At 61.0% G+C, this 26,121-nt stretch carries 20 protein-coding genes and 1 pseudogene; 18 read left to right on the top strand and 3 right to left on the bottom strand.

Going from position 1 to position 26,121, the window contains the following annotated elements; genetic code table 11:
* From KHO23_RS29815 to KHO23_RS29805, 3 genes are all read left to right on the top strand, one after another.
* Positions 1-775 (top strand): site-specific integrase (locus KHO23_RS29815; protein ID WP_236067043.1); only part of this gene is annotated, 775 nt, incomplete at its 5' end.
* A gap of 284 nt (positions 776-1,059) precedes the next feature.
* Positions 1,060-1,302, top strand: coding sequence for an AbrB/MazE/SpoVT family DNA-binding domain-containing protein (locus tag KHO23_RS29810; RefSeq protein ID WP_211615888.1), 243 nt, complete (start codon positions 1,060-1,062; stop codon positions 1,300-1,302).
* A complete protein-coding gene (locus KHO23_RS29805) occupies positions 1,302-1,697 on the top strand; it encodes a PIN domain-containing protein (protein ID WP_211615868.1) in 396 nt (131 codons plus the stop codon). The genes KHO23_RS29810 and KHO23_RS29805 overlap by 1 nt, the downstream gene beginning before the upstream one ends.
* Before the next feature lie 1,109 nt (positions 1,698-2,806).
* Here KHO23_RS29805 and KHO23_RS29800 read toward each other — a convergent pair.
* Together KHO23_RS29800 and KHO23_RS29795 are read right to left on the bottom strand one after the other, a co-directional pair.
* Positions 2,807-3,327: pseudogene (locus KHO23_RS29800) on the bottom strand (IS6 family transposase).
* A 148-nt stretch (positions 3,328-3,475) separates the two neighbouring features.
* Entirely contained in the window at positions 3,476-3,709 is a 234-nt protein-coding gene (locus KHO23_RS29795) for a hypothetical protein (protein WP_211615866.1), read from the bottom strand.
* Positions 3,710-4,254: 545 nt separating this feature from the next.
* Here KHO23_RS29795 and KHO23_RS29790 point away from each other — a divergent pair.
* From KHO23_RS29790 to KHO23_RS29770, 5 genes are all read left to right on the top strand, one after another.
* Positions 4,255-6,294 (top strand): sigma-54-dependent Fis family transcriptional regulator, encoded by a 2,040-nt coding sequence (locus tag KHO23_RS29790; protein WP_236067042.1) that lies wholly within the window; start codon positions 4,255-4,257, stop codon positions 6,292-6,294.
* 298 nt (positions 6,295-6,592) lie between these two features.
* On the top strand, positions 6,593-8,740 hold the full coding sequence (locus KHO23_RS29785) for a hydantoinase/oxoprolinase family protein (protein WP_211615884.1): 2,148 nt from the start codon (positions 6,593-6,595) through the stop codon (positions 8,738-8,740).
* Positions 8,741-8,750: 10 nt separating this feature from the next.
* On the top strand, positions 8,751-11,075 hold the full coding sequence (locus KHO23_RS29780) for a hydantoinase B/oxoprolinase family protein (protein ID WP_211615863.1): 2,325 nt from the start codon (positions 8,751-8,753) through the stop codon (positions 11,073-11,075).
* A 43-nt stretch (positions 11,076-11,118) separates the two neighbouring features.
* The gene (locus KHO23_RS29775; protein ID WP_211615861.1) at positions 11,119-11,625 is read left to right on the top strand and encodes an acetone carboxylase subunit gamma; all 507 of its coding nucleotides are present in this window, start codon (positions 11,119-11,121) and stop codon (positions 11,623-11,625) included.
* Between the two features lie 346 nt (positions 11,626-11,971).
* On the top strand, positions 11,972-13,996 hold the full coding sequence (locus KHO23_RS29770; protein WP_236067041.1) for a sigma-54-dependent Fis family transcriptional regulator: 2,025 nt from the start codon (positions 11,972-11,974) through the stop codon (positions 13,994-13,996).
* A gap of 149 nt (positions 13,997-14,145) precedes the next feature.
* Here KHO23_RS29770 and KHO23_RS29765 read toward each other — a convergent pair whose 3' ends face one another.
* Positions 14,146-15,537: an aminotransferase-like domain-containing protein gene (locus tag KHO23_RS29765; protein ID WP_211615860.1), complete on the bottom strand. Its 1,392-nt coding sequence runs from the start codon at positions 15,535-15,537 to the stop codon at positions 14,146-14,148.
* A gap of 385 nt (positions 15,538-15,922) precedes the next feature.
* On the opposite strand from KHO23_RS29765, the gene KHO23_RS29760 reads away from it, so the two are divergent.
* The 10 genes from KHO23_RS29760 (at position 15,923) to scpA (ending at position 25,911) form a co-directional block, all read left to right on the top strand.
* Positions 15,923-16,405 carry an MSMEG_0572/Sll0783 family nitrogen starvation response protein gene (locus KHO23_RS29760; protein ID WP_211615858.1) on the top strand — a complete coding sequence of 161 codons (483 nt, stop codon included), beginning with the start codon at positions 15,923-15,925 and terminating at the stop codon, positions 16,403-16,405.
* Between the two features lie 18 nt (positions 16,406-16,423).
* Positions 16,424-17,446 carry a Nit6803 family nitrilase gene (locus KHO23_RS29755; protein ID WP_211615856.1) on the top strand — a complete coding sequence of 341 codons (1,023 nt, stop codon included), beginning with the start codon at positions 16,424-16,426 and terminating at the stop codon, positions 17,444-17,446.
* Positions 17,439-18,509, top strand: a complete 1,071-nt coding sequence (locus tag KHO23_RS29750; RefSeq protein WP_211615880.1) for an MSMEG_0568 family radical SAM protein — start codon at positions 17,439-17,441, stop codon at positions 18,507-18,509. Before KHO23_RS29755 ends, KHO23_RS29750 begins: the two co-directional genes overlap by 8 nt.
* A 2-nt stretch (positions 18,510-18,511) precedes the next feature.
* Entirely contained in the window at positions 18,512-19,072 is a 561-nt protein-coding gene (locus KHO23_RS29745) for an MSMEG_0567/Sll0786 family nitrogen starvation N-acetyltransferase (RefSeq protein ID WP_211615854.1), read from the top strand.
* Complete coding sequence (locus KHO23_RS29740; RefSeq protein ID WP_211615852.1) at positions 19,069-20,055, top strand: sll0787 family AIR synthase-like protein; 987 nt, start codon at positions 19,069-19,071, stop codon at positions 20,053-20,055. Before KHO23_RS29745 ends, KHO23_RS29740 begins: the two co-directional genes overlap by 4 nt.
* Complete coding sequence (locus tag KHO23_RS29735) at positions 20,052-21,230, top strand: MSMEG_0565 family glycosyltransferase (RefSeq protein ID WP_211615850.1); 1,179 nt, start codon at positions 20,052-20,054, stop codon at positions 21,228-21,230. The genes KHO23_RS29740 and KHO23_RS29735 overlap by 4 nt, the downstream gene beginning before the upstream one ends.
* Before the next feature lie 9 nt (positions 21,231-21,239).
* A complete protein-coding gene (locus KHO23_RS29730; protein ID WP_211615848.1) occupies positions 21,240-21,524 on the top strand; it encodes an MSMEG_0570 family nitrogen starvation response protein in 285 nt (94 codons plus the stop codon).
* A 79-nt stretch (positions 21,525-21,603) separates the two neighbouring features.
* Positions 21,604-22,905, top strand: coding sequence for an MSMEG_0569 family flavin-dependent oxidoreductase (locus tag KHO23_RS29725; protein ID WP_211615846.1), 1,302 nt, complete (start codon positions 21,604-21,606; stop codon positions 22,903-22,905).
* Positions 22,906-22,909: 4 nt separating this feature from the next.
* Positions 22,910-23,743 (top strand): Pnap_2097 family protein, encoded by an 834-nt coding sequence (locus KHO23_RS29720; RefSeq protein ID WP_211615844.1) that lies wholly within the window; start codon positions 22,910-22,912, stop codon positions 23,741-23,743.
* On the top strand, positions 23,740-25,911 hold the full coding sequence (scpA, locus tag KHO23_RS29715) for a methylmalonyl-CoA mutase (protein WP_211615842.1): 2,172 nt from the start codon (positions 23,740-23,742) through the stop codon (positions 25,909-25,911). The genes KHO23_RS29720 and scpA overlap by 4 nt, the downstream gene beginning before the upstream one ends.
* Positions 25,912-26,121: the final 210 nt, after the last annotated feature.

Here is a 26,121-nt window from a genome sequence, read left to right as displayed (position 1 = left end):
CAAGGCTGCGGGCGTGCTTCGGCAAATGCCCACGAGCAAGCCGGATACATGCATGCAGACCATTTCCAATCATCATAAAGAGCTTGCAAAGCGCGTCGGGTCCATACATGCACGGAATCCTGCCCCCCCATTCGTCTGCGTTAGACTGGAAAGGAGCGTCCAGCGTTTTTTCTCTCGTAACCGGCTCGATTTTCGAGCGTATTCCGAGACAGGAAACATGGAACCCAAACGCGCTAAAGTCCTTACGTCCGCCAAATTTCGCCATCTGCTACGCGTCACGGAAGCAACCAGCCGATTCCCCGTACGCGACACGCTGATATTGCTACTCGGCATAACATACGGTACGCGAGTCACAGAAATCGCGCGCGTTGAAGTCTGCGATGTGCTCGCCAGATCCGGGGCAAGACGCGAAGAAGTCAGCTTGCGAGGTTCGATCACAAAAGGCTGCCGCCCACGATGTATTTACCTGTCGGACGCGCGCACGATTGCCGCCTTCGAACGCTATATTGAATGGCGCTACCAGCGCGGTGCGGGAGTTGCCTTGGATCGCAAGGAGTATCGCGGTCTCACGCCCTACACGCGCCTGATTCTCACGCAGAAGGGCGGCGCATTCGAGTTGAGCGTTAAGCGGCGGGCTAACTTCGATGGTGAGGCGGTCGAATACCTCGCGGCCGGCAGCCTCCAAAGCTATATCACAAGTCTGTACCGTGCCGCGGGCCTCGGTGCCGGCATCGTAGCCACAGTGGACGTAGGACGTTTGCGAGCCGTCTGGTAGCACAGGGCCACTCGCTTGACACCGTGCAGTGGCGGATCGGCCATTCGCATCTGGATCATGTCTAGCCTTAGCTGGAAGTGTCCGCGCGCGAGCGGCGTGAAGCTATGGCCGCTTTCGATGACGACTGGGATTGATGCCCTGTCACAGCGAGGCTCGCTGTGCACTGAAGTTTGTGCTCGAGCGGCCGATATAGCTGGACAGGGAGATCAAGAACCCGCATCTAGACCTTGATTTTCTGTTTGCCTTACCTTAAAGTAAGGAATTGTGAAATCAAGGAGGGTATGATGGCATCCGCGACAATTACGTCGAAGGGGCAGGTCACGATCCCGGTCGGCATTCGAAGCGATTTGGGGTTGGGAACCGGCGACAGAATCGAATTCGTCCTTAACGAGACCACCGGTCGCTACGAGTTAGTGCCGGCAACAAAATCCGTGGAATCGCTCAAGGGGCTTGTGGGGAAGCCGGCCAAGCCTGTGTCCATTGAAGATATGAATGCTGCCATCGCCGCACGCGGAGCCGGTGCTTAATGATCGGTCTTGATACAAACGTGCTAGTCCGCTACATCGCTCAAGATGATGCAGCGCAATCGCCTAAGGCAAGTGCGCTGATTGAATCGCTGACGGTTGACGAACCCGGTTACGTAACGCAGGTTGCCCTAGTCGAAGTCGTGTGGGTTCTTTCCAGCCTGTATGCCGCCGATCGTGACCAGATTGCAAAGGTGGTTGAGGGCCTTCTCCGAACTAAGGAGTTGAGCGTCGAAGCTGCCGAAACGGTCTGGAAAGCCTTTCGCGTGTTTACTTCCTCGAAGGCCGATTTCGCGGACTGCCTGATCGAGCGCACTTGTCATGACGCACATTGTGAGTACACAGCGACGTTCGACGCGAAAGCCGCCAAGTCGGCTGGCTTGCGGTTAATCAAGTAAAGCGGAAAAGGTGACCTGACGTGAAGATTTCTGAAGTGATTGCACAGTAGGAAGGATTTCGTGCGCAGTACGGCGATGTCGATGTTGTCTGCACGGCGGGATATCAGGTGCCCGAAGATGAAGATTTGACCGACCGTCATCTGTCCATTGTTGAGCGCGACGATAACGCATCCGCCCCGACCGGCGTCTCTGCTCCGTATCTGCTGATTGGCGGATCAGGCTACTAAACCTCGGAAAAGAAGATGGGTAGGCCAGGACGTCGCGAAGGTAAGAAGCGGACAACGCAAAACGGTATCGCGCCGACGAGGCGCTTCACCGCGCTGATGAACGGTGTACCCGTCAACGCCGCCGCCGCCGTGCTGCCGATTGTTAGGTCAGTGGACGGCGGCCTGAGCGGGCAAATTATCGGCACCGGGTTTTTCGATGGCCATAGTCTGATTCTGACCGCACGGCACGTGGTGGAAGTCGCCGCAAAGGATAATCCTACCCTCCAGACCCCCTGTGGTGTATCCAGATTCGGCCAGAAGCACGCGAGTGGCATTGGCGTCCGATAGAGGACGCGCGCGCGCATAAGCAGTCCGATATCGTAGAACGCATTAAAGACGTCAACGTTGCGACTATAAAGTCGTCACCCATTGAAAGGCCAGAATAAAGGGATATATCTATCCCCTCAAGGGTCAGGCCTTGCAGCGTTGTAGAATCGTTTTAGCCCATCCTGGTGATGCGAAGCTTGATGACGCGTCCGGCTTCTCGTCGTCTGGCTACGGAACTGATCCGCACCAGTCACCCATCGGGATCAAGGCGAGTGCCGGTGTTCTGGCGGTCGCCCCTGGCTCATTTGAGCTCCAGAAAATCGCCGGTGCCAGGCCAATGTCCAAAGGAGTACACGTCAATTCCATGGTTGCCCGCGTGCAGGCACCAGACTATTGTCGGCTCATGGCCTAGGCGTCTCAGGGTTCGCTGCATCGGGATGGCCGGGGGGCGGGCGCAATCAACTCAATGGTTTGACGCCAACAAATTTACCGGGCTCTCGGCCCCCCGCCAAGCGGTTTTGTCGCGATAATGGCGAGCAGTATAGTGAGGTCTACTTATGCCGCCAGGGAGTGGAACTACTCGGCACGAGTGCATCCGATGCCTTGTTCCTCCATTTGGCCATTGGCGATCATGTGCACGAGTTCGAGGCCGCTCAACAGGATGCGGGCGCAACGAAAATCCTTGAATCCCATCATCGGTTTGATGATGCGTTTGATGGCACGATGGTCCTGCTCGACGATGTTGTTCAGGTATTTGTTCTGCCGGATCCTGATCGGCGTCTGCCGCCCGGCGTTGAGCGCTTCGAGCGCGGCCAGATTGGCACCGCTCTTGTCCACGGTAATCGTTTCGGGCTCACCGTTCTGGTCAATCGCCTTCTCAACGGCACGAGCTTGATCACCCAGCGGTGCGCGCTCGAGTGATCGAACTCGAAACCCCGTTCGGCTATCATTTCCTCGAGGTTGCGCAGACTCAGCGAGTAAGCCACATACCAGCGCGCACATAGCAAAATCACGTCCAACGGATAGTGCTTTCGCTTGAGAACCTTACCGATACCCAGTGGCAACGTTGCCCGCGGCGTCTTCTTCGTCTTGCCCATCGCGTTCTTCATTCATAGTCGAACGTGAATTCTAGCTTGGCGCCTTAGCGCGGCAGAACCCGGTAAATCGTCTGCTTCCAGATTTTGGTCACCGTCGGAAACCGTCAAAATACTCGCCTCAATTTCGGTCAGGATCTCCTAAAGCCGATCACACTCTCATGGTCGGCCTTTCCGTGACGGGCGGGAATACACACCACGAACCGTCATCGTGTCTGAAGAAAAAAAACGCCAGCAAGCCGGTCGGATGTAGCGCTTCGACGCGCACATAGCGCCTCTGATTCGTACCCATGCGACTAAACCGCGTGACGTGTGCCGGGATCGCAGGAGTGGGCGCCAGCCACTTTTCGACCAGCAAACGCAGGGACCGCTGACTGGTGTTCATCGTCTTCTCCTTCGACCTCTGTTTCATCGCGCAGATGGCGAGCGCTTTTCTGCTACGAAACCGAGCGCTGAAACAGTCTTGCGGCTCGCCCTCGCCCAGCTAGATGCATGGGCCATGCCAGTATCGCCGCGGTGAGATCAAGACATTGATTTAATAGATGTTTTTGTCAATTGGTTGGCGTTTTAACGGGTGTCAGTTGCCCAGAGCGTTCGATTTTCGGACGGTGCTGTATTTCGGGCATAGAATTCAGACGGGGGGCGCGGCTGCGTGGCGATTGCGTCGTAATCGATCGTTGATGGGCACGATTGCGGCGTCAAGGCGTGGTCCGACCGACGGGGTCCGATCGCGCCGCGGCCTGCGCCTGACGGTGGGGCGTTCGAAACCGCTTCGTTCGAACCGCCGAACGCGCGTCGGCGCTCGCAACGCGCGCCGAGGGCGCCGGGATGTCGACTGCGGCCATTGCCGTCACGGGCAAAAAGGAAAACGCCATTAGGCAAGGCGAACCCTCTGATCGAGTGAGGTACTCGTGCTCACACGGAGACAGCATGCAAGAGACAGGCACGCCAATGGACTGGTTTTCCAGTCCGGACCGCGACGCCAGCGTCATGGCGGCGTGGGAGCGTTTGATTCAAGGTGACAAGCCGCCCTCTGGTACCCTGCGCGGGGTCGTTGACGATTCCTGGCATCGCTGCCTTGATGGCCGGGTGGCTCCCGATACGGCAGGCGCCCCGTTGCCCCTGGACGAAGGGGCTCTGTTCGACTTGCGTGTCAGGAACGACCGCCTGATGCATGCCAGCGTGCCGCTTATCCAGCAGACACGCGAATTCCTTTCGCAGACGGGGACCATTCTGTTGCTCGCGGATCCGGACGGCATGATCCTCGAACTGGCCGGCGATACGCGCATCGTTGAACCCGCCGGCGAGGTACGGTTGATACCTGGTTGTAACTGGGCCGAGCTTAGTTGTGGCACCAACGCGATCGGCACCGCCCTCGCTTTGCGGCAACCGGTGCAGATCCATGGTTCGGAGCATTTCTGCGCGGGTATCAAGCAGTGGACATGCTCGGCTACGGTGATCCGCGATCCGCTCGACGGCAGCGTACTCGGCGTACTGGATGTCTCGGGGCTTGCGCAAACCTACAGCCAGCATAGCCTGGCGTTTATCGTCTCGATGGCTGGACGTATCGAAAGCCGGCTCGGGAAGTTCGCAATGGAGCGCCGTCTGCGCCTGATGGAGCGTTGCATGGCTTACTGCTCCGGTCGTACCGACGGCGTCGTGGTGGTGGACGAGTCCGGACGTCTAGTCAGAGCCAACCCGCAGGCGTCAGCCGCCTTTGCTCGGCTTGGCGTATCGGGCGCACTGGACAACGCTTTTCCGATCCCGGACATCGCCAGGATTGCCGCTGGCTCCATGTCGCCGCAATCGCCGGCGTGGTTGCGCCTCGTACGCATTGAACGCGTCACTGAAGGCGCCGACACGCTCGGCTTCATGTTGATTGCGCCGGCTGCCAGTCGGCGCGCCGCTTCGTTGTCTGATGCGGTACTTGGGGCGATGCCGGTCGCCGAGTCCACGCCTGCCGCGGCGTTCTCTCGCATTGTCGGCACGAGCTCTGCGCTGCGCACGGCCATCCAGAAGGCGCAGCAGTTGGCCAAAGCCTCGGTCCCGGTACTGCTGCTCGGCGAAACCGGCGTTGGCAAGGAGTTGTTTGCGCAAGGCATTCACCAGGCCAGTTCGAGGGCAGGCGGTCCCTTCGTCGCGCTGAACTGCGGTGGCTTGTCCCGCGATTTGTTGAGCAGTGAGCTGTTTGGTTATGCCGAAGGTGCGTTCACCGGCGCACGCAGGTCAGGCATGACGGGGAAAATCGAAGCGGCGAATCACGGCACACTGTTCCTCGATGAGATCGGCGAAATGCCACTCGACATCCAGCCGCATCTGCTGCGTGTGCTGGAGGAAGGGGAGATATACCGGCTGGGCGAGAATGCGCCTCGCAAGGTCAGCTTGCGCCTGATCGCCGCCACGCATCGCGACCTGCGTGCGGACGTCGCTGACGGTAAATTCCGCATGGATCTGTATTACCGGCTGGCCGTCACGAATATCTCGATACCGCCGCTGCGCGAACGCAAGACGGATTTGCCCGAGATGATCGAGCACTGGTTGAGTGTCTCGCGCGAACGGTACGGCATAACCCATGCCGTCTTCGACGACGTGGCGTATGAATGCCTGCTGAACTACACCTGGCCCGGTAACGTTCGTGAGTTGCGAAATGCAATCGAGGGCGCGGTACTCATGGCCCGCGACGGAATCGTTACAGTCGCCGAGCTGCCGCCAGAAATCGGCGCCTTGGCCGTTTCCCCTAAGGGCGTTCGAGATACGGCGTCCTCTGGGCTGTCTGCACTTGCGCGGCAAAAGGTCCGCTCGCTGGAAATGGCAGAAGCAGAGTCGATTCGTTTTGCGATCCAGCAAAGTCAGGGCAACCTGACCCAGGCGGCTGCGCAGCTTGGCATAGCGAAAAGCACGCTCTATCAGAAGATCAGGAAGTATGCGTTGGCGCACGACCTTGGAATTACCCGGCGTGTCAGCCGGTGACATTGAAGCTGGTCGACTTCCCGCACGTCACGCTCCCCGTCAGACCTGCGTTCGAATACCGCTCTCCAGACGGCCGACCGTTCAGAAACCGGTCGTTGCGCGAACGTCCCGTTCACCGCGAGCGCGCCGGTATTTCCCCGAAAAGCCAATCCATTCAGTAGCTTGCCGATAAGGCGCCGATTCGGCAGTCAGTGGCATGTCCCTTGCCTTTAGTTCCTCCGAAGCGAACCGCAACACTCGCTTCACATCGCGCCTCCCCGTCGAGGCGATGTTCAATCAAGGAGAGCTGGAGACACTAATGGAACAGCAACTTTCACACGTCCAGGTACTGGGCATTGATGCCGGCGGCACGATGACCGATACCTTCTTCGTGCGCTCGGATGGCCGGTTCGTGGTTGGTAAAGCCCAAAGCAATCCGGCGGATGAATCGTTGGCGATTCTGGAGTCGTCGCATGATGCACTGGCCCAGTGGAACCGTGAGGTCGACGAGGTGTATCCCGAGCTGGTGACCTGCGTCTATTCCGGAACGGCGATGCTCAATCGCGTCGTTCAGCGCAAGGGCCTGGATGTGGGGCTTATCTGCAATCGAGGCTTCGAACAGATTCACTCAATGGGGCGGGCCATCCAGAGTTATCTCGGCTACGCGCTGGAAGAACGCATTCACCTTAACACCCACCGCTACGACGAACCGCTGGTCCCGCTTTTGCGCACCCGGGGCGTGACCGAACGCACCGATGTTCAGGGCGAAATCGTGATTCCCCTGCGCGAAGAAGAAGTGCGTAAGGCAACTCGGGAACTCGTGAACGCCGGATCGAAGGCGATCGCCATTTGTCTCCTGCAGTCGCACAAGAATGAGTCGAGTGAAAAACGCGCTCGTGATATCTGTCGTGACGAACTGAAGAAAATCGGCTCGGACATCCCGGTCTTTGCCTCAGTCGACTACTACCCGTCGCGCAAGGAAAGCCATCGCACGAATACGACCATTCTCGAAGCGTACGCGGCTGAACCGTCACGGCAGACGCTGCAGAAGGTCAGCGACCGCTTCAGGAAGCACGGTGCCAGGTTTGATCTGCGGGTGATGGCCACGCACGGTGGGACGATCAGCTGGAAGGCCAAGGAACTCGCACGCACGATTGTCTCCGGTCCGATCGGGGGCGTCATCGGCTCGCGGCTGCTCGGCGAAAGACTCGGCTACGAGAACATCGCATGCAGCGATATCGGAGGCACCAGTTTCGACATGGCGCTGATCACCAAAGGCAACTTTGCGATCGCCTCCGATCCTGACATGGCCCGGCTCGTGCTGTCGCTGCCACTGGTGGCGATGGATTCTGTAGGCGCAGGTGCCGGCAGCTTTGTACGGCTCGATCCCTATAGCGGTTCCATCAAGCTCGGGCCGGACAGTGCGGGCTATCGCGTCGGTACGTGCTGGCCCGAAAGCGGGCTTGATACGGTGTCAGTGTCTGATTGCCATGTGGTGCTGGGTTATCTCAACCCCCACAACTTTCTCGGCGGAGCCATCAAGCTCGACGTCGAACGCGCACGGCAACACATCAAGGCTCAGATCGCCGATCCGCTTGGCCTCTCCGTGGAAGATGCCGCGGCGGGCGTGATCGAACTGCTCGATCTCAGTCTGCACGAGTACCTGCGCGCCAACATCAGCGCGAAGGGCTACAACCCCACAGACTTTGTGTGCTTCTCGTACGGCGGCGCAGGGCCGGTGCATACCTACGGCTATACGGAAGGTCTCGGCTTCAAGGACGTGATCGTGCCGGCATGGGCGGCCGGATTTTCTGCCTTCGGTTGTGCCTGCGCCGACTTCGAGTACCGCTACGACAAGAGCGTGGATATCGCGGTCGCGCCAGACGCGCCTGACGAGCAGAAAACGGCGGCTTGCTCGGTCATCCAGGAGGCGTGGAAGGAACTGGCCGACAAGGTCGTCGAGGAGTTCGTCATCAACGGCTTCAAGCTGGAAGACATCACCCTGCTGCCCGGCTACCGGATGCAGTACATGGGACAACTGAACGATCTGGAGATTACTTCGCCGATCAGCGGTGCTGCCACTGCCGCGGACTGGAAGAAGATCACCGACGCGTTCGAAGAAACCTACTCAAGGGTGTACGCGAGTTCCGCCCGCTCACCGGAGCTGGGCTTCAGCGCCACCGGCGCGATCATGCGCGGCCTTGTAGCAACGCAGAAACCCGTGCTGCCTGAGGATCCGGAAGCGGGGGAAACGCCGCCCAAGTCCGCTTATCTGGGCAAGCGCCCGTTCTATCGCCACAAGAAGTGGGTCGAAGCCGAAATCTGGCAGATGGAGTCGCTTATGGCGGGTAACCACATTGTCGGGCCGGCCATCATCGAGTCTGCATCCACCACCTTCGTCGTGCCCGATGGTTTCGAAACCACGCTCGACAAGCATCGGCTGTTCCACCTGCAAGAAGTGAAGTAAGGAGACGAAAATGAACCTCATGTCATCCAAGGAACTCGGCCAGGCCGATCTGCTGGCCAACGGCAAGACCCTGAAAGCGTTCCGTGCCGAGATCATGGCGCGCACCAGTAAAACGGGCCATTACAACGGGCTCGCCCGACTCGAGTTGCGCGAGAAGGACCCGATTGGCTACGAGAAGCTGTTCTCCAAGATTCGCGGCGGTCTCGTGCACGCTCGTGAAACCGCAAAGAAGATCGCTGCGTCGCCGATTGTGGAGCAGGAAGGGGAACTGTGCTTCACGTTGTATAACGCGGTGGGCGACTGTGTGCTGACCTCTACCGGCATCATCATTCACGTCGGCACGATGGGCGCCGCGATCAAGTACATGATCGAGAACAACTGGGAGGACAATCCGGGCATCAATCCGGGGGACATGTTCACCAATAACGACTGCTCGATCGGCAATGTCCATCCTTGCGACATTGCGACGATCGTGCCGATCTTCTGGGCCGGCAAGCTAATCGGTTGGGTGGGCGGAGTGACGCACGTGATCGACACCGGTGCGGTGACGCCGGGCTCCATGTCGACGGGGCAGGTCCAGCGTTTCGGCGACGGCTACCAGATCACCTGCCGCAAGACGGGCGTGAACGACCAGCCGCTGCGCGACTGGCTTCATGAAAGCCAGCGCTCGGTGCGCACGCCGAAGTACTGGATCCTGGACGAGCGCACGCGGATCGCCGGTTGCCACATGATCCGCGACATGGTGGAAGAGATCATCGCCACCGAGGGGCTGGAAGCCTACGAGAAGTTCAGCTATGAGGTCATCGAAGAGGGCCGGCGTGGCTTGCAAAGCCGCATCAAGGCAATGACGCTGCCTGGCAAATACCGCAAGGTCGCCTTTGTGGATGTGCCCTATGCGCACGAGGATATCCAGACGCCCTCGGCCTTTGCCAAGATCGACACCATCATGCACTCGCCGGTGGAAATGACGATCCGGCCCGACGCCACATGGCGGCTGGATTTCGAAGGCGCGAGCCGCTGGGGATGGCACACCTATAACGCCCACCACGTCGCATTTACGAGCGGTATCTGGGTCATGATGACCCAGACCCTGGTGCCGACCCAGCGCATCAACGACGGCGCCTACTTCGGCACGGAGTTCCGCTTGCCCAAGGGCACATGGATGAATCCGGACGATCGCCGTACCGGCCACGCCTATGCATGGCACTTCCTGGTATCGGGGTGGAGCGCAATGTGGCGGGGGCTGGGCCAGGCGTACTTCAGCCGCGGCTATCTGGAAGAAGTCAACGCGGGCAATGCCAATACGTCGAACTGGTTGCAAGGCGGGGGCATCAATCAGGACGGCGAAGTGCACGCGGTCAACAGCTTCGAGGCCTCGTCGTGCGGTACGGGCGCCGGTGCTATCAAGGACGGTCTCAATCACGCCGCGGCGATCTGGAACCCGGAAGGCGATATGGGCGACATCGAGATCTGGGAGATGGCCGAACCGTTGCTCTATCTCGGGCGCAACGTCAAAGCCAATTCCGGTGGCTATGGCAAGTACCGCGGCGGGTGTGGTTTCGAAACGCTGCGCATGGTCTGGAAGGCCCAGGACTGGACCATGTTCTTCATGGGTAATGGCTACATGAATAGCGACTGGGGGTTCATGGGCGGCTATCCGTCTGCCACCGGCTACCGGTTCGAGGCTCACAAGACGGGCCTGAAAGAGCGCATTGCGCAGGGGCTCTCGCTGCCGCTCGGTGGCGACGCGAATCCCGACGCACCGGACTACGAACGGCATATCGATGCGACTTCCAAGGTCAAGCGCGACAAGCAATGCATGACGACGGAGGATTGCTACGAAAACCATGACCTGTACCTCAATTACCTGCGCGGAGGTCCGGGCTTTGGAGATCCGCTCGATCGGGAAACAGAAGCCATTGCAAAGGATCTCAACAACGGCTTTCTGCTCCCTGAGTTTGCCGAGAAGGTGTATGGCGCGGTGTTGGTGCAGGACGCAACGGGCATCTGGACGGTCGATGCGCAACAGACCCTGAAGCGCCGTGGCGAAATCCGCAAGGAGCGGCTTGCCCGCTCGTTACCGACGCGGGAGTGGATGAAGGAAGAGCGTGAACGCGTCCTCACCAAACATGCGTCGCGCCCGGTGCGTCACATGTTCGCGACCAGCTTCGGGTTGTCGCAGAAATTCCTCAACGACTTCCGGAAGTTCTGGGATCTGCCTGCCGACTGGAACATGACCGAGGCAGAACTGGACGTGCCGTCCTACGGCTCGAAGTACAGGATGGATCTTTCGCTGCTGCCCGACGTGACCACCGTGGTTCAGGTCGAAGAGTAATCTGTCCCGATATCGAAATCGAAGCGAATCAAGGAGTAGCGAAATGTCTGCTTACACGAAAGAACAGGTCGGCAATCTGGTCGATGGACGACTCGACTGGGATACGACTGTACGCATGTTGTCCATGCCGAAGGATCATGAACGCTTTAGCCAGTATCTCGACGTGTTGCAGGGGAAAGTCTCGTGGCCCGACAAGATTGTCTTGCCGCTTGGACCGCACCTGCATATCGTGCAGGCCGCGAAAAGCAAACACTGGCTGGTCAAATGCGACTGCGGCCACGAGTTCTGCGACTACCGCGAAAACTGGAAACTGTATGCCAACGTCTATGTGCGCGACACAGAGGAGGCGATGCTCGAAGTCTATCCGAAGCTCATGGCGCCCGACACCCAGTGGCAGGTTTACCGCGAGTATTACTGTCCGACTTGCGGAACCATGCACGACGTCGAAGCACCGACGCCTTGGTATCCGGTGATTCACGATTTCGAGCCGGACATCGAGGCGTTCTATAAGGAGTGGCTGCAGTTGCCGGTTCCCGAGCGCGCTGACTAGCAGCGCATGGCTCGGGGCGCAGTTGTCTTGCGCCCGGTTCTTCCCGCGGGCGGTGCCATTCCATCGATTGGCGCCGCCGCAGCGCGGCTTTGTTACAGCCTTGCGCGTCGGTTGATGCACCGCAGCGAGCGGGCTGTCCGCGCCGGTGAGCCGTTCAACCGGACCGTTCGAAAATCGAACGCAGCCCGTGCGGCCATCGTCCGGAAATCAAACGTTCGGTGGTGCGCTGGGTGTCATCTTCCGGCATTCTCGCGGTGGCATCGATCTTGCCCCTCTTCTCGCACGAGCCGGCTGCATCCGCAATATTGCGGTGCGGTATAAGACGGCATGAAGAAGGAGACAAGTAATGGATATGCCGGATGCCATGCAGATGTTCTCGAACCCTGGCGACGAAGCGGTCGTCATGGTTGCCTGGGAACGTTTTCTGAGCGGCGGAGAAGCACCGCACAGTGTCGTGCGGCACCTCGTTGACACATCGTGGCAGCGCTGCCTCGATTGGCAGGTGGACCCCACGCTGGGCCATGCGCCGCCGCCGCTGGAGGAACATCTACTGTATTCGTTGCAACGCAGTCACCGAGACCTGGTCGAAGCGAGTGCGCCAGTGATGGCACACGCACGCGACTTTCTTGCGCAAACCGAAACGGTGATGGCGCTTGCCGAGCCGGCCGGCACCATCCTGAATCTCGAGGGTGACCCCGCTACCATTGCCTCGGCGCACGGGATTCAACTCCTGCCCGGCGCGTCCTGGAACGAGATGATCTGCGGCACCAACGCGATCGGCACAGCGATCGAGGTTGGCCAGCCCGTGCAGATCCATTCTGCCGAACACTTCTGCGCCGGCATCAAGCGCTGGACCTGCTCGGCCAATGCGATCCGCGACCCGCGCGACGGTACGATTATCGGCGTCATCGACGTATCCGGCCTGTCCGAATCCTACAATCGTCACAGCCTCGCGCTGGTCGTCACGGCAGCGAGCCGGATCGAGAACCGTCTTGCTGCGCGGACCATGGAACTTCGCTATCGGCTCCTGGATCGTTGCATGACGCGCCTCGCGATGCTCGCGTCCGACGGCGCCGTGGTGTTCGACCATGGCGGCTATCCGATCAATGTCAATGAGCATGCCGAAGCCGCGATCGCGGCAGCTGGCGGTGATTTTTCGCTCGCTCGGCCACGACGGATCCTGGCGCTCGCCACCGATTCTGCGCTTACCAGTGTGACACCCACGGATCTCCCCCACTGGATCCAGCCCGACTGGATCGAGCCGGTGATCGACGATGGCAGGCGCATCGGTAGCTTGCTGATCGTGCCGTACCAGCAACGCCACAGCGCTACGCGCAGGGTCAGCAGCACACCGGGTTGCGGCGCCGAAGGGGGATCGACGGCTGGCTTCGAACGCATTCAGGGCGAAGCTCCGGCATTGCTCGATGCCGTGGACAAAGCCCGGCAGATCGCGCGTTCGCGTGCGCCGGTTGTGTTGCTCGGCGAGACTGGTGTGGGCAAGGAATTGTTTGCCAAGGGAATCCATCACGCGAGCCAGGCGAAGGAGGGGCCTTTTATTGCGCTCAACTGCGGCGGCCTGTCCCGTGAACTACTCGCCAGCGAACTATTCGGCTATGGCGATGGCGCCTTCACCGGTGCGCGCCGGGGGGGCGCGCTTGGCAAGATCGAAGCAGCTAATGGCGGGACCTTGTTTCTCGACGAAATCGGCGAAATGCCGGTCGATCTGCAGCCGCATTTCCTGCGCGTACTGGAACAGGGGGAGATCTATCGGCTCGGCGAAAACGTCCCGAGGAAGGTGACCTTTCGGCTCGTCGCGGCGACCAATCGTGACTTGAGAAAGGAGGTCTCAGAAGGGCGCTTTCGCATGGACTTCTTCTATCGCGTCGCGGTGACCAGTATCCGTATTCCGCCGCTGCGCGACCGGCCGGGGGACATTCGCCGCCTCACCGAATATCTGGTCCAGAAGTTTGCGACGGAGCTTGGCAGGGCTTGCCCTGCGGTGGACGACGAAGTGGTTGCGGCGCTCTGCACGTATTCATGGCCGGGGAACGTCCGGGAGCTTCATAACGTAGTGGAAAGTATGCTCCTTACGGCTGGCTCAGGGGGCCTTACGCTTGCTGATCTGCCACCGGAGTTGCGCGTGAGCGACGAGTCGATCCCTGCCGGATGCGACGAGCCTTTTTCACGCGACGGCCGGGGCACGATGGAAGCGTCGGAGCAGGGAGCGATTCGCAGCGCGATCGCCGTCTCTCGCGGGAATCTGACCTCGGCGGCAAGGCACCTGGGTATAGCGAAGAGCACGCTGTACCAGAAGCTCAGGAAATATGGCCTGGATCGAACGTTAGTTGAAATCCGGGACCAGGGCCGTTAGGAGATCCGGCCACTGAATGGACGCGCGCGTGCAAATCTGATGCGCTAATGCAGCTTATGCTTATGCTCGTGATCGGGAAGAGCACAGCCTTACTGCCTGGTTCGAGCCGCTGTTTGTATCGACGATCCTGATGCTGACACGTGGCAAGGTCACATCATCGGCATGTGAAGATGATGCGGATCGTTGAGCGTGTCGGCGATCCGCTGCAATGCATCACGGCAGTCGTCACGATTTTGCGGTCCGCCCAGACACACGCGGATCGCATTCGGCGGGTTACCGTCCGTGGAAAACGCAGCACCCGCTACTGCGCCGATGCCCTGGTTGCGCAATTGCAAGGCGAGTTCCGATGCGCTCCAGTCGCATTGCGACGGGATTTTCAGCCACAGATGAAAGCCGTCGGGATTCGCGTCGTATTGCCAGTCGGCAAGTTCCTGTGCCGCAATGTCCTGCCTCGCGTTTGCTTCGGCGCGGATCGCACGGAGCATGTCGGTCGCGGTGCCGTCGTTGACCCACTGCGTTGCGAGCAATACGGTGAACGGGCTGGGCATAACGGTCGTCGCGCGCAGCGCACCGGCCACGCGCTGCGCCTGCCGCGCCGACGGCGCGCTCAGATAGGCAACCCGCAGACCCGCGCCGAAGCTCTTGGACAGGCCGGTCACATAGTAGGTGAGCTCGGGTGCGAGGACAGCCAGTGGCACCGGGGCGTTCTGCGGCAACATACCGTATGCGTCGTCCTCGATGATCGGGACGCTATACCGTAAAGCGACGTCCGCAAGCGCTTCGCGCCGCTGCGACGATAGCGTGAGCGTGCTGGGATTCTGCAAGGTGGGATTGCAATAGAGTGCGCCAGGTTTCTCCGATTTGCACAGTGCTTCGAACGCGTGCGGCAGCGGCCCTTCATCGTCGCGGGGCAGTGCCTGCAGCCTCACGCCGAACTGGGACGCAATCGCCTTGATGCCCGGATACGCGAGCGCGTCGAGGCAGATCGTTTCGCCGGGCCGCGCGAGTTGCGACACCAGTGCGACCAGCACGCTATGAATGCCCGGGCAGACCAGAATCCGGTCGTCCTCGCAGTCCGGCAGAACCTGCCTGAGCCAGCTACGGCCCGCCGCGCGATCCGCCGCAGTGCCGCCGAAGTCCTGATAACGCAGCAAGCGGTACGGATCGGCGCTTTGCAACAGGCTCGCAGCGGACTCGCGCAGACGCGCTGCCAGCTCAGGCGGTTCGGGTGGCATGTTCATCGACATTTCGACGCTGCTGCCCGCCGTGAGCGGTAACGTCTGTGTTCGGCCGCGCACGAACGTGCCGCTGCCGGCGCGTGCATCGAGGAGCCCTCGCTTGCGAGCCTCGGCATACGCACGCGCCACCGTCGTGTAATTCAATTGCAGCGAACTCGCAAGATCGCGCAGACCGGGCAGGCGGTCGCGCGGGCGCAGACGGCCACTGGCGAGATCTTCTTCTATCAGATCGGGAATCACCAGATAGGCGGGCTTGCGGCTCTCCTCGAGCCTTTTAAACCAGTGATGCGTCAGTCTATCCATTGCACGTACCGTTTCAGAATCCTTTATTCACGATACCACGCGTCCACCCTTCAAAATAAATGCGATCGCATTTCGGATGAAACATTTATCGCATTGATTGTATCAATGCACGGTTTCGGTGTGGGGCGCACCATTGGCGAGCGGCGCATGCTCACAGACGGCGCCTCCCTGGTGCGAGGCCGTGCTGTCCCATTTTGGCGAAGCGCCCGCCGGATGGCGGTCCGCAAAATATTTTTCGGGTCCTGCGGATAATCTCAGTTTGATTGATTGGAAAGTGATCGCATTTTCGGGCCGATCATTGGCATACCCGTTGCATTAAGGGGAGTGCCGACAAATTGACTGATCGGCAATTTCATTCAACTAATGCGATCAATTGGAGTGCGTTATGCCTGCTGTCAATCTTCCCCGTCATAAAAGCGGCGATTTCCTGGTCGACTACGAAGAAAAGGTATTTGAGGACGTGAAGGCGGAGCCGGGTGAGAAGGCGCTCGTCACATTCCACACCGTCGCGTTCGAAGGCTCGATTGGCTTCGTCAACCTGTTGCAGGCGACCCGCCTGCAACGCAAGGGCTTCGAAACTTCGGTGCTGCTCTACGGTCCCGGCGTCACGCTCGGTCTGCAACGTGGTTTCCCGACGCTCGGCGACGAAGCGTTCCCAGGCCATCTGAACATCAACAAGCAGCTTGTCAAATTCATGGAAGAAGGCGGCAAGGTCTACGCGTGCCGCTTCGCGCTGCAGGCGCTGTACGGCCACGGCGAAGCGTCGCTGATCGAAGGCATCCGGCCGATCAGCCCGCTCGACGTACTCGACATCCAGCTTTTGCATCGTAAGGAGGACGCGCTCGTCATCCATACGTGGACCGTCTGAGGCGCGTAGAGGCCAATCATGTCCGATAAACGCATCATTCGCGCGGCCGCCGTGCAGATCTCGCCGGATTTCGACCGCCCCGGCGGCACCCTCGACAAGGTCTGCGCGGCCATCGACGAAGCCGCCGGCAAGGGTGTGCAGCTGATCGTCTTTCCCGAGACCTTCGTGCCGTACTACCCGTATTTCTCGTTTGTACGCGCACCTGTGGCATCGGGCGCGGATCACATGCGGCTTTATGAGGAGGCCGTCGTCGTTCCGGGGCCTGTCACGCAGGCTGTGGCGGAGCGGGCGCGGATGCATCGGATGGTGGTCGTGCTCGGCATCAACGAGCGCGACCACGGCAGTCTGTACAACGCGCAGCTGGTCTTCGATGTCGACGGCCGCCTCGTGCTGAAGCGCCGCAAGATCACGCCGACGTTCCACGAACGCATGATCTGGGGGCAGGGAGACGGCGCCGGGTTGAAGGTCGCGCAGACGGGAATCGCGCGGGTCGGCGCACTCGCGTGCTGGGAGCACTACAACCCGCTCGCCCGGTATGCCTTGATGGCACAGCACGAGGAGATCCATTGCAGCCAGTTTCCAGGATCCCTCGTCGGACCGATCTTTGCCGAACAGATCGAAGTGACGATCCGCCATCACGCGCTCGAATCGGGCTGCTTTGTCGTCAACTCGACGGGCTGGCTAACCGATGCGCAGATCGAAGCGGTGACGACCGATCCCAAGCTGCAAAAGGCGCTGCGCGGCGGCTGTCATACGGCGATTGTGTCGCCTGAAGGCCAGCATCTCGCCGAACCGCTGACGGAAGGCGAGGGCATGGTGGTCGCGGATCTCGACATGTCGTTGATCACGAAGCGCAAACGGATGATGGATTCGGTCGGCCATTACGCGCGGCCAGAGCTCCTGAGCCTCGCGCTCAACGACCGCCCCGCAGTGCCAGTCACCTCGATGGTTCATTCGGATACCGATATCAATGCAATTGGAGGATCTTTCTATGAGCGCCAGCGAGAACCTGTCGGCAGCGAGCCGGCAATTGATGACTGAGTTGCAGTCCTCAGGTCTGCGTCTCATCGATCCTCGCGCGGGTGCCGCCAGCCGGCGCGGCGGCGCGGGTCCGTCCGATCACAAGGCCGTGACGGTCGACGGCGTGACGATCATGGTGCCCGTGCATACGAGCACCGCGTGGAATTCGCCGTTCGTCGCATCGCAGCCCGATGGGGGCGGCATCAGTATGCTGTCGCGCGGCACGATTCCGATCGCGAACATCAGCTTTCCGAAGGCGCCGCGTTTCTACGATCTGCAGACGCGCGACGGCGTGCCGTACTCGCACATCGCGACACTGCACAGCGCGGACGTGCTGGCGACGACCGTGCTGCAAACCTGCATTCGCTATGAAAGCCGCCGCAAGTCGTGCAAGTTCTGCGCGATCGGCCAGTCGCTTGCGGCCGGCCGCACGATTGCGCGCAAGACGCCCGAGCAGCTTGCCGAGGTGGCGCGTGCGGCCGTGCAGCTCGATGGCGTCAAGCATATGGTGCTGACGACGGGCACGCCGGCGACGCCGGATCGCGGCGCGCAAATTCTCTGCGATAGCGCGTTCGCCATCAAGGCGGCGGTCGATTTGCCGATCCAGGCGCAATGCGAACCGCCCGATGACGACATCTGGTTCGAGCGGATGAAGGCGAGCGGCATCGATACGCTTGGCATGCATCTCGAAGCGGTCACGCCCGAAGTGCGCGAACGCATCATGCCCGGCAAGGCGAGCGTACCCATTGCGCGCTATATGACGGCGTTCAAGGCCGCCGTCGAGGTATTCGGGCGCGCTCAGGTCAGCACCTACATTCTTGCCGGGCTGGGCGACAGCGCAGAGGCGATTCTCGATATATCGCGCGAACTGATCGCGCTGGGCGTCTATCCGTTTGTTGTGCCCTTCGTGCCGATCAGCGGCACACCGCTTGAGGATCATCCGGCGCCGTCGCCGGCGTTTATGCGATCGGTCCTGGCGCCGCTCGCGGCCATGCTTGGCGACGCGGGCATGCGCTCGGCCGATATCAAGGCGGGCTGCGGCAAGTGCGGTGCTTGTTCATCACTGTCGTCATACGAGGTGTAATCATGTTCTGCGACGCGATCGATCGGGTTGCCTCAGACGTCGCTTATACGCCAAGCGAGTACCGCGTCAAATGGGCGACGCTGCCGTGGGAAGCGTCCGAAGCGTACAAACTGAGGCGTGCAGTGTTCTGCATCGAGCAGGGCCTTTTCGTCGGCGATGACCGCGACGAGATCGACGAGCATGCGCGGCTGCTGGTCGCACTGAGTTGTGTGGCCGGAACGCCCGAGCAGGTGGTTGGGACCGTGCGTATTCACGAAACGGAGCCTGGCGTATGGCTCGGTTCGCGTCTGGCCGTTCATGCTGCGTTCCGGCGGCAAGGCAAGATCGGAGCGACATTGATCCGGCTTGCAGTCAGTAGTGCGCATGCTCTCGGTTGCGAGACTTTCCTCGCGCATGTGCAGAGTCAGAATGTGCCGCTCTTTCGACGCCTGCGCTGGGAAACCCGACAGGAGGAGATGCTGTTTGGCCGGCCTCATCATCTGATGCAGGCGCAACTCGACGCCTATCCGCCGTGCGCGACGCCTGAGAGTGGCTTCGTGGCGCTGAGCCGGAGAGCGTCATGAGTGTCGCGGCACTAGTGGAGCGGCTCCGGGCGAGCCGTGGCTTTTGTCACAAGACCGATATCGCGGGTGTCGTCGAGTCGCTGGCCAGTCGGCTGCCGCGCGGCACAGGCGATCTCGCGCAGGCTGTCGCCGTCGGCGACGACTGTGCGGCCATCGCTGACGGCGCCGGCTACCTGCTCTTCGCGATCGAAGGGTTGGTAAGCGACTTCGTCGACGCGATGCCGTGGTTTGCCGGCTACAGCGGCGTAATGGTCAACGTCAGCGATATCTACGCGATGGGCGGCCGGCCACTGGCCGTCGTCGACGCGCTATGGAGCGACGGGATCGCCGGCGCTGAGCAGGTGCTCGCGGGTATGGCGGCCGCGTCTGTCGCGTATGGCGTGCCCATCGTCGGCGGCCATAGCAACGTGCGTAGCGCGCAATCGCAACTGGCCGTGGCGATCATCGGACGCGCACAGGCGCTGCTGTCGAGCTTTGATGCCATGCCCGGCGATCGGCTTCTGATGGCCGTCGATATGCGCGGCCGATTCGAAGACCCGTATCCGTTCTGGAACGCGTCGGTTGGCGCGCCGTCTGCGAGGCTGCGTGCCGATCTTGAGTTGTTGCCATCGCTTGCTGAAGCGGGGCTGTGCGACGCGGCGAAAGATATCAGCATGGCAGGCGCACTCGGTACGGCGTTGATGCTGCTCGAATGCTCACAGGTCGGCGCGCGTATCGATCTGGACGCGATTCCGCGCCCTGACGGCGTCGATTTCGAACGTTGGGTCAGTGCGTTCCCAAGCTTCGGATTTTTATTGTCGGTCCGCGAACAGCACGTTGAAGAAGTGATCGAGCGCTTTGCCGTCCGGTCGCTGACGTGCGCGGCAATCGGCAGCGTGGATGCCTCACGCGAGGTGGTGGTTCATCAACGCGGCGACGCGGCATCGTTGTGGAATTTTCGCGATGCGCCATTCATCGGCGCGCCTTCGGGGGGCTCGCGATGAACACCTCCAGGCTGCGCATCGCGCTGCTCACTCACTCGGTCAACCCGCGCGGCGGCGTGGTCCATACGCTCGAACTCGCGCGTGCGCTACACCTGCAAGGTCATGACGTGACCATTTTCGCGCCGGCGGCTGACGGGGAAGCGATGTTTCGCGAGTCTCCTTGCCGCGTTGTGCTCGCTCGTTTGACAGGCTCGCAGGTCGGCACCGTCGCCATGGTCGACACGCGGATCCGAGCCTTGAAGGCGGCTGTGCTGCGGCACAACGCCAATGCCTTCGATGTGCTGCACGCGCAGGACAGTATTAGCGGCAATGCGCTCGCCGAGCTGAAGCAGGAGCGGGCCATTCGCGGCTTTTTGCGCACGGTTCATCATCTGGACCGGTTCGACAATCCGCAACTCGAGCGCTGGCAACGCCGTGCCTGGCACGACGCCGATGTCTTGATGTGTGTCAGCGATACCTGGACCACTTACATGCGCGAGACCTTCGGGGCCGAGCCGCAGACCGTATCGAACGGCGTCGACCTTGACCGCTATGGCGAACGCGCATCGTCCGACGACACAGCGCTGCGGCAGCAGTTGGGCATTGTCGGCATGCCCGTCGTACTCGCAGTCGGCGGCGTCGAGGAGCGTAAGAACACGCTGATGCTGCTCGACGCGTTCGCTCTGCTGCGCGAGACACGGCCCGATGCGCAACTCGTGATTGGCGGTGGCGCGAGTCTGCTCGATCACGACACCTACAGTCAGCGTTTTGCGACACGCGCCGCCCAGCACGGATTCGCCATAGGCCATGGTCAACCGGTCGTCGTGACCGGGCCGGTTCGGGACGAAATCATTCCCGCGCTCTTTCGTAGCGCCGATGCCGTGTCGATGGTATCGCTGCGCGAGGGTTTCGGCCTCGTCGTGCTGGAAGCGCTCGCGAGCGGCAAACCTGTCGTCGTGTCGCAGATCGCGCCATTCACCGAATACCTGGATACAAGCGTGTGCTGCTGGGCACAGCCGGACGACGCGCGATCCATCGCAGCTGCGCTGAGCCGCGCACTGGACTCGCGTGGCGGCCTGGACTTCGTTCACGCCGTGCCGGCGCTGCTGGACCGCTTCGGATGGGCGGCGAGCGCGCGCCGTCATCTCGACATTTACCTGCAGTGGCTGGCGACCCAGCCACTCGCCCTGCACTAAGGAGAAACTATGCCAGTCATGAACTTCCGGATTCAATGGCCCGACGGCAGCGAAGCGAACTGCTATTCGCCGTCGACGGTCGTTAGCGAATTTTTCACACCCGGCGAACGTTACGCCGTCGAAGACTTTCTCGACCGGTCGCGCAAGGCGCTGCACATAGGATCGGAGCGGGTACGAGAAAAGTATGGCTTCGCCTGCTCAGCGGCGATGGATCAACTGTCGAAGATCGAGGCGGATGCCGAGCGCTTCATGGACGAGCCGGGTGCAGCTGTGACGGTCATCGACCTTGGCTGAAACAGGCGATTCCAGCCGCGCGCACTGCACGGCCGCGCTGCCGCGTTTCGTCAGCGAATTTTTCATTGAGGATCCAATCATGTCGAACACACTTACCACGCAGAATGAATCGCGGCCCGACGGTGGCCACTACAGCGTGCTCGTCGTCGGTGGTGGGCAGGCCGGGCTGTCTATTAGCTACTTTCTGCAACAGGCAAACATCGATCATCTCGTGTTCGAAAAGCACACGGCCACCCATACGTGGCGAAGCCAGCGCTGGGACGCGTTCTGTCTCGTGACGCCGAACTGGCAGTGTGCGTTGCCCGGCCATCCGTACAGCGGTTCCGATCCGCATGGCTTCATGAAAAAAGACGAGATCGTCGCGTATCTGGACGGCTTCATTGCGAAGGTCGATGCGCCCGTGCTCGAACACACGGCGGTCCAGCGCGTCAAGCGCGCCGCGGACGGGCGATACTCGGTGAGCACGTCACAGGGGGAATTCACGGCCGATCACGTTGTCGTTGCTTCGGGCGGCTATCACACGCCCATCGTGCCACGCATGGCCGAGCGCCTGCCGGCTCATATCGTGCAGTTGCAGTCGTCGGAATACCGCAATCCACAGGCGTTGCCGGACGGAGCGGTGCTTGTCGTCGGTTCCGGGCAGTCCGGTGCGCAGATCGCGGAAGATCTGCATCTGGCCGGCAAGAAAGTGTATCTGGCCGTAGGCGAAGCGCCGCGCTGCGCACGCTTCTACCGCGGCCGCGACGTGGTCGACTGGCTTGCTGACATGCGTTACTACGAGATGCCCGTCGAGCAGCATCCGTTGCGTGAAGGCGTGCGTGACAACACCAACCACTATGTGACTGGACGCGACGGCGGTCGGGACATCGATCTGCGCCGATTTGCAGCCGAGGGCATGGAATTGTACGGACGCCTCGACGACCTCCAGTCCGGCGCGCTGCAATTTACGCCGAACCTGCAAGCGAACCTCAATGATGCGGATGATACGTATAACCGCATCAACTTAAGCATCGATCGATTCATTGAGAAAAGCGGCATTGATGCGCCGCCGGGCGCACCCTACGAGCCGGTCTGGCGCCCGGACGGCGAGCGTACGGCACTCGATCTGGCCGCCAGCGGCATCGCGTCGATCGTATGGTGCATTGGGTTCACGCCTGATTTCAGCTGGCTGGACGTACCGGTGTTCAGCGGTCGTGGCTACCCGGCGCACACGCGTGGCGTCACGGCGTTGTCCGGTCTGTATTTCGTGGGGCTCCCGTGGCTGCACACATGGGGATCCGGCCGTTTTTCCGGTGTCGCCCGCGACGCGCAGTTTATCGTCGACGCGATTTGTGCGGCTCGTGCGCAGCCCGTGGCAAGTGTTGAAACCATGGCCGCATAAAGTCATGCATTCGTCGAATGGCCTCTACCGCGCCGGCATGCCTCAACTGAGTTTTACCGGCCTGTCCGAAAACTGGCTTCTCAAGGAGTGCGGCCATCGTCACTGGGAAGCACTGGCGGCACACACGGGCAGAAGTGTGCCCGATTTCATCGACGACGATGGTGGCAAGTCGTACGCGGCATTCACGGCGATCCGGCTGCGTACTCATGTATTCAATGCAATCGAAGAGAACGAAGCGTTCCAGATCCACACTGAGCTGTGCCGCATCGGCGCGGTCCGGCACTTCAGCACGCATCGGATTGTACGCGGCGACATGACGGTCAGCACGTTGTCGATGTCGTCGACTTTCGTGCGGCGCCGCGAGGCACGTAACAACCGCTCGGTCGCGCGCGCCACGCTCGCGTTGCTTGGCGGGGACGTTAGCACGATGCCCGACGAAGCGGCTCAGATGGTGCAACTGGGCAAGCAGTTGCGCGCCGGCGATATGGCGGCGTGCATCCCACCCGTCGCTGATGTACGGTCGACCAACCGGTCCGTCGATTTTCTGCCTTGCCCCAATAACGACTTCAACGGCGCGGATTTTCTGTACTTTGCGAGCTTTCAGGCTTTTGTCGATCGCGCTGAGTGGCAGCTGCACCGGTTCGACGAGCCACCTGTCATCGCCAGTCGCGACCTGTTCTACTACGGCAATCTGAACGTCGGCGACACGCTCGAGGTGCAGGTCGTCGGCGAACGGCGCGATGAGCGCGGCATTGCCCACTGGAGCGAAGTGCGTCGCGGCAGCGATGGGCAGAAGATAGCGGACGTCGTGACGGAAAAGCGCTGGAGACAGGTATGAACGCGCGGAACTCAACGACCTTGTTGCATAAGACGGTGTCGCTTCAGGAGCAGGATTCTGAGGACGGCCTGCAGCGCCAGCGACGGCCCATTCCGCTGAAGCCTCTCTATACCGCGGCCGACGCGGAAAACCTCGTGCACACGGACTCTCTGCCGGGCCAGGCGCCGTTCGTACGCGGACCGTATGCATCGATGTACACCCAAAAGCCGTGGACGATCCGCCAATACACGGGATATGCGGATGCCGCCGGATCGAATCTGGCGTTCCGGACTGCGCTGGAGCAGGGAGCGCAAGGCCTTTCGGTTGCATTCGACTTGCCGACGCAGCGAGGCTACGACTCGGACGAACCCGAGGCTCTCGCCGACGTAGGGATGGCGGGCGTCGCCATTGACACCGTGGACGACATGGCGCGTCTGTTCGAGGGTATTGCGCTGGAGAGGGTGTCGGTTTCGATGACGATAAACGGTGCGGTGCTGCCGGTCCTCGCTGCGTTCATCGTTGCCGCCGAGGAGCGCGGCGTTCCGGCGGGACAACTGACAGGAACCATTCAGAATGACATTCTGAAGGAATACATGGTGCGCAACACGTGGATCTTCGCGCCGGAACCCTCGTTGCGGATCGTGGGCGATGTGGCCGAATTTCTGGCCGTCCACATGCCCCGTTTCAATGCGCTGTCTGTATCTGGTTACCACTTCCAGGAGGCAGGTGCGGACCCGGTGCTTGAACTCGCTCTGACGTTCGCAAACGCGCGCAAGTATGTAGAGACACTGTGCTCGCGGGGTATGAGCGCCGACGAGGTTTGCGAACGACTTAGCTTTTTCTTCGGCGTGGGCGCGGATTTTTTCGTTGAGATTGCAAAGTTGCGCGCAGCGCGTCTCGTGTGGTCGCACATAGCCGCCTCGTGCGGCGCCCGGTCAGCCAAGGCCTGCGCCTTACGGATGCATTGTCAGACTTCGGGCTGGTCACTGAGCGCGCGTCAGCCGGACAACAATGTTGTGCGTACCACCGTCGAAGCGATGGCAGCTGTATTCGGTGGGACGCAGTCCCTGCACACTAACGCGCATGACGAGGCGCTGTCCCTGCCGTCCGCTCCGGCGGCGCGATTGGCTCGCGATACGCAGTTGATCCTGCAGCATGAGATGGGGTTGTGTGACGTAGTCGATCCGTGGGCAGGCTCTTACATGATGGAGGCGTTGACGGCCGATGTGGCGAAGCGGACACATGCGTTGCTTGTCGACATCGAAGCGCAGGGCGGGGTGCTCGCTGCGATTCGCTCGGGGTGGGTGCATCGCCGCATTCATCAGTCCGCAACCAGAACTCAGGCACACATCGATGCGGGAGAGCGGGTGGTGGTCGGAGTGAACCGCTTTGTGTCACCGGATGCGGACGCACCCGCTGCGTCTCTGGAAATCGACGGCCGACGCGTGCAGGCCCAGCAGGCAAGACGTATCGCCAACGTAAAAGCACAACGCGATGATGTGAAGATTTCGCGTGCGTTAGAGGCGCTTACCCGTGCCGCAGGTGACGGCACCGCGAATCTACTGGCGTTGACGATCGAATGCGTCCGCGCGCGTGCGACAGCGGGTGAATGTACGCGGGCGCTCGAAGCGGCATGGCCACGTTATGTCATGCTGCATGACACCGATCACGACGTCTACGGTGCTGAACGCGCGAGTGATTCAGCGTGGCGTGCAGCGTGCGAGAAAGTGAGCCGGCTATCTGGGTTGATCGGGCGGAAACCACGTGTGCTGATCGCGAAACTGGGGCAGGACGGACACGATCGCGGTGCTAAAGTGGTTGCGGCCGCGCTGTCCGATGCGGGTTTCGAGGTATCGCTGGGGGACATGTTCAGCTCTCCCAGCAGCACTGCGGATCTGGCGGTTGCGCAGCGACCGGACGTGATCGGCGTTTCGTCGCTATCCGGTGCACATCGGGAGCTCGTGTCGCAGTTGCTCGACGAACTGGCCGACCGCGGTGCCGGAGCCACAGTGGTGGTCGGCGGAATCGTGCCAGATGAACACGCAAGATGGCTGAGGCATCGAGGTGTGGCCGACGTGTTTGGGCCAGCGACGCCACTGGAAACCATCGTGCAGCGGCTTGCTGCACTGGTACTGCAACGCGAACACCTTAATGTAACAACGCCATCCCCGGCGCTCTGCGATGATTAAGCGTGTCCATCGCAATCGCAGTAGCCTTAACGGCCCGACCGCACCCTGAGGCGACTATAAGGGCTTCCCCGTAAAGGGCAAGCTCAAGCGTGGTCCTTTGTTAGTGTGCTGCACTGTCGTTCGGGTGCGTGTGAGAAGGTGAAGGACTGCAGTACTACAATCGGTCATGGCGCGGTCACGTTGGAGGGGTGTTCGCGTAACTTCGGAAGT

The organism is Paraburkholderia haematera (genome assembly GCF_905220975.1).
Taxonomy (GTDB): domain Bacteria; phylum Pseudomonadota; class Gammaproteobacteria; order Burkholderiales; family Burkholderiaceae; genus Paraburkholderia; species Paraburkholderia haematera.
This window is presented reverse-complemented; position numbering and strand designations above follow the sequence as displayed.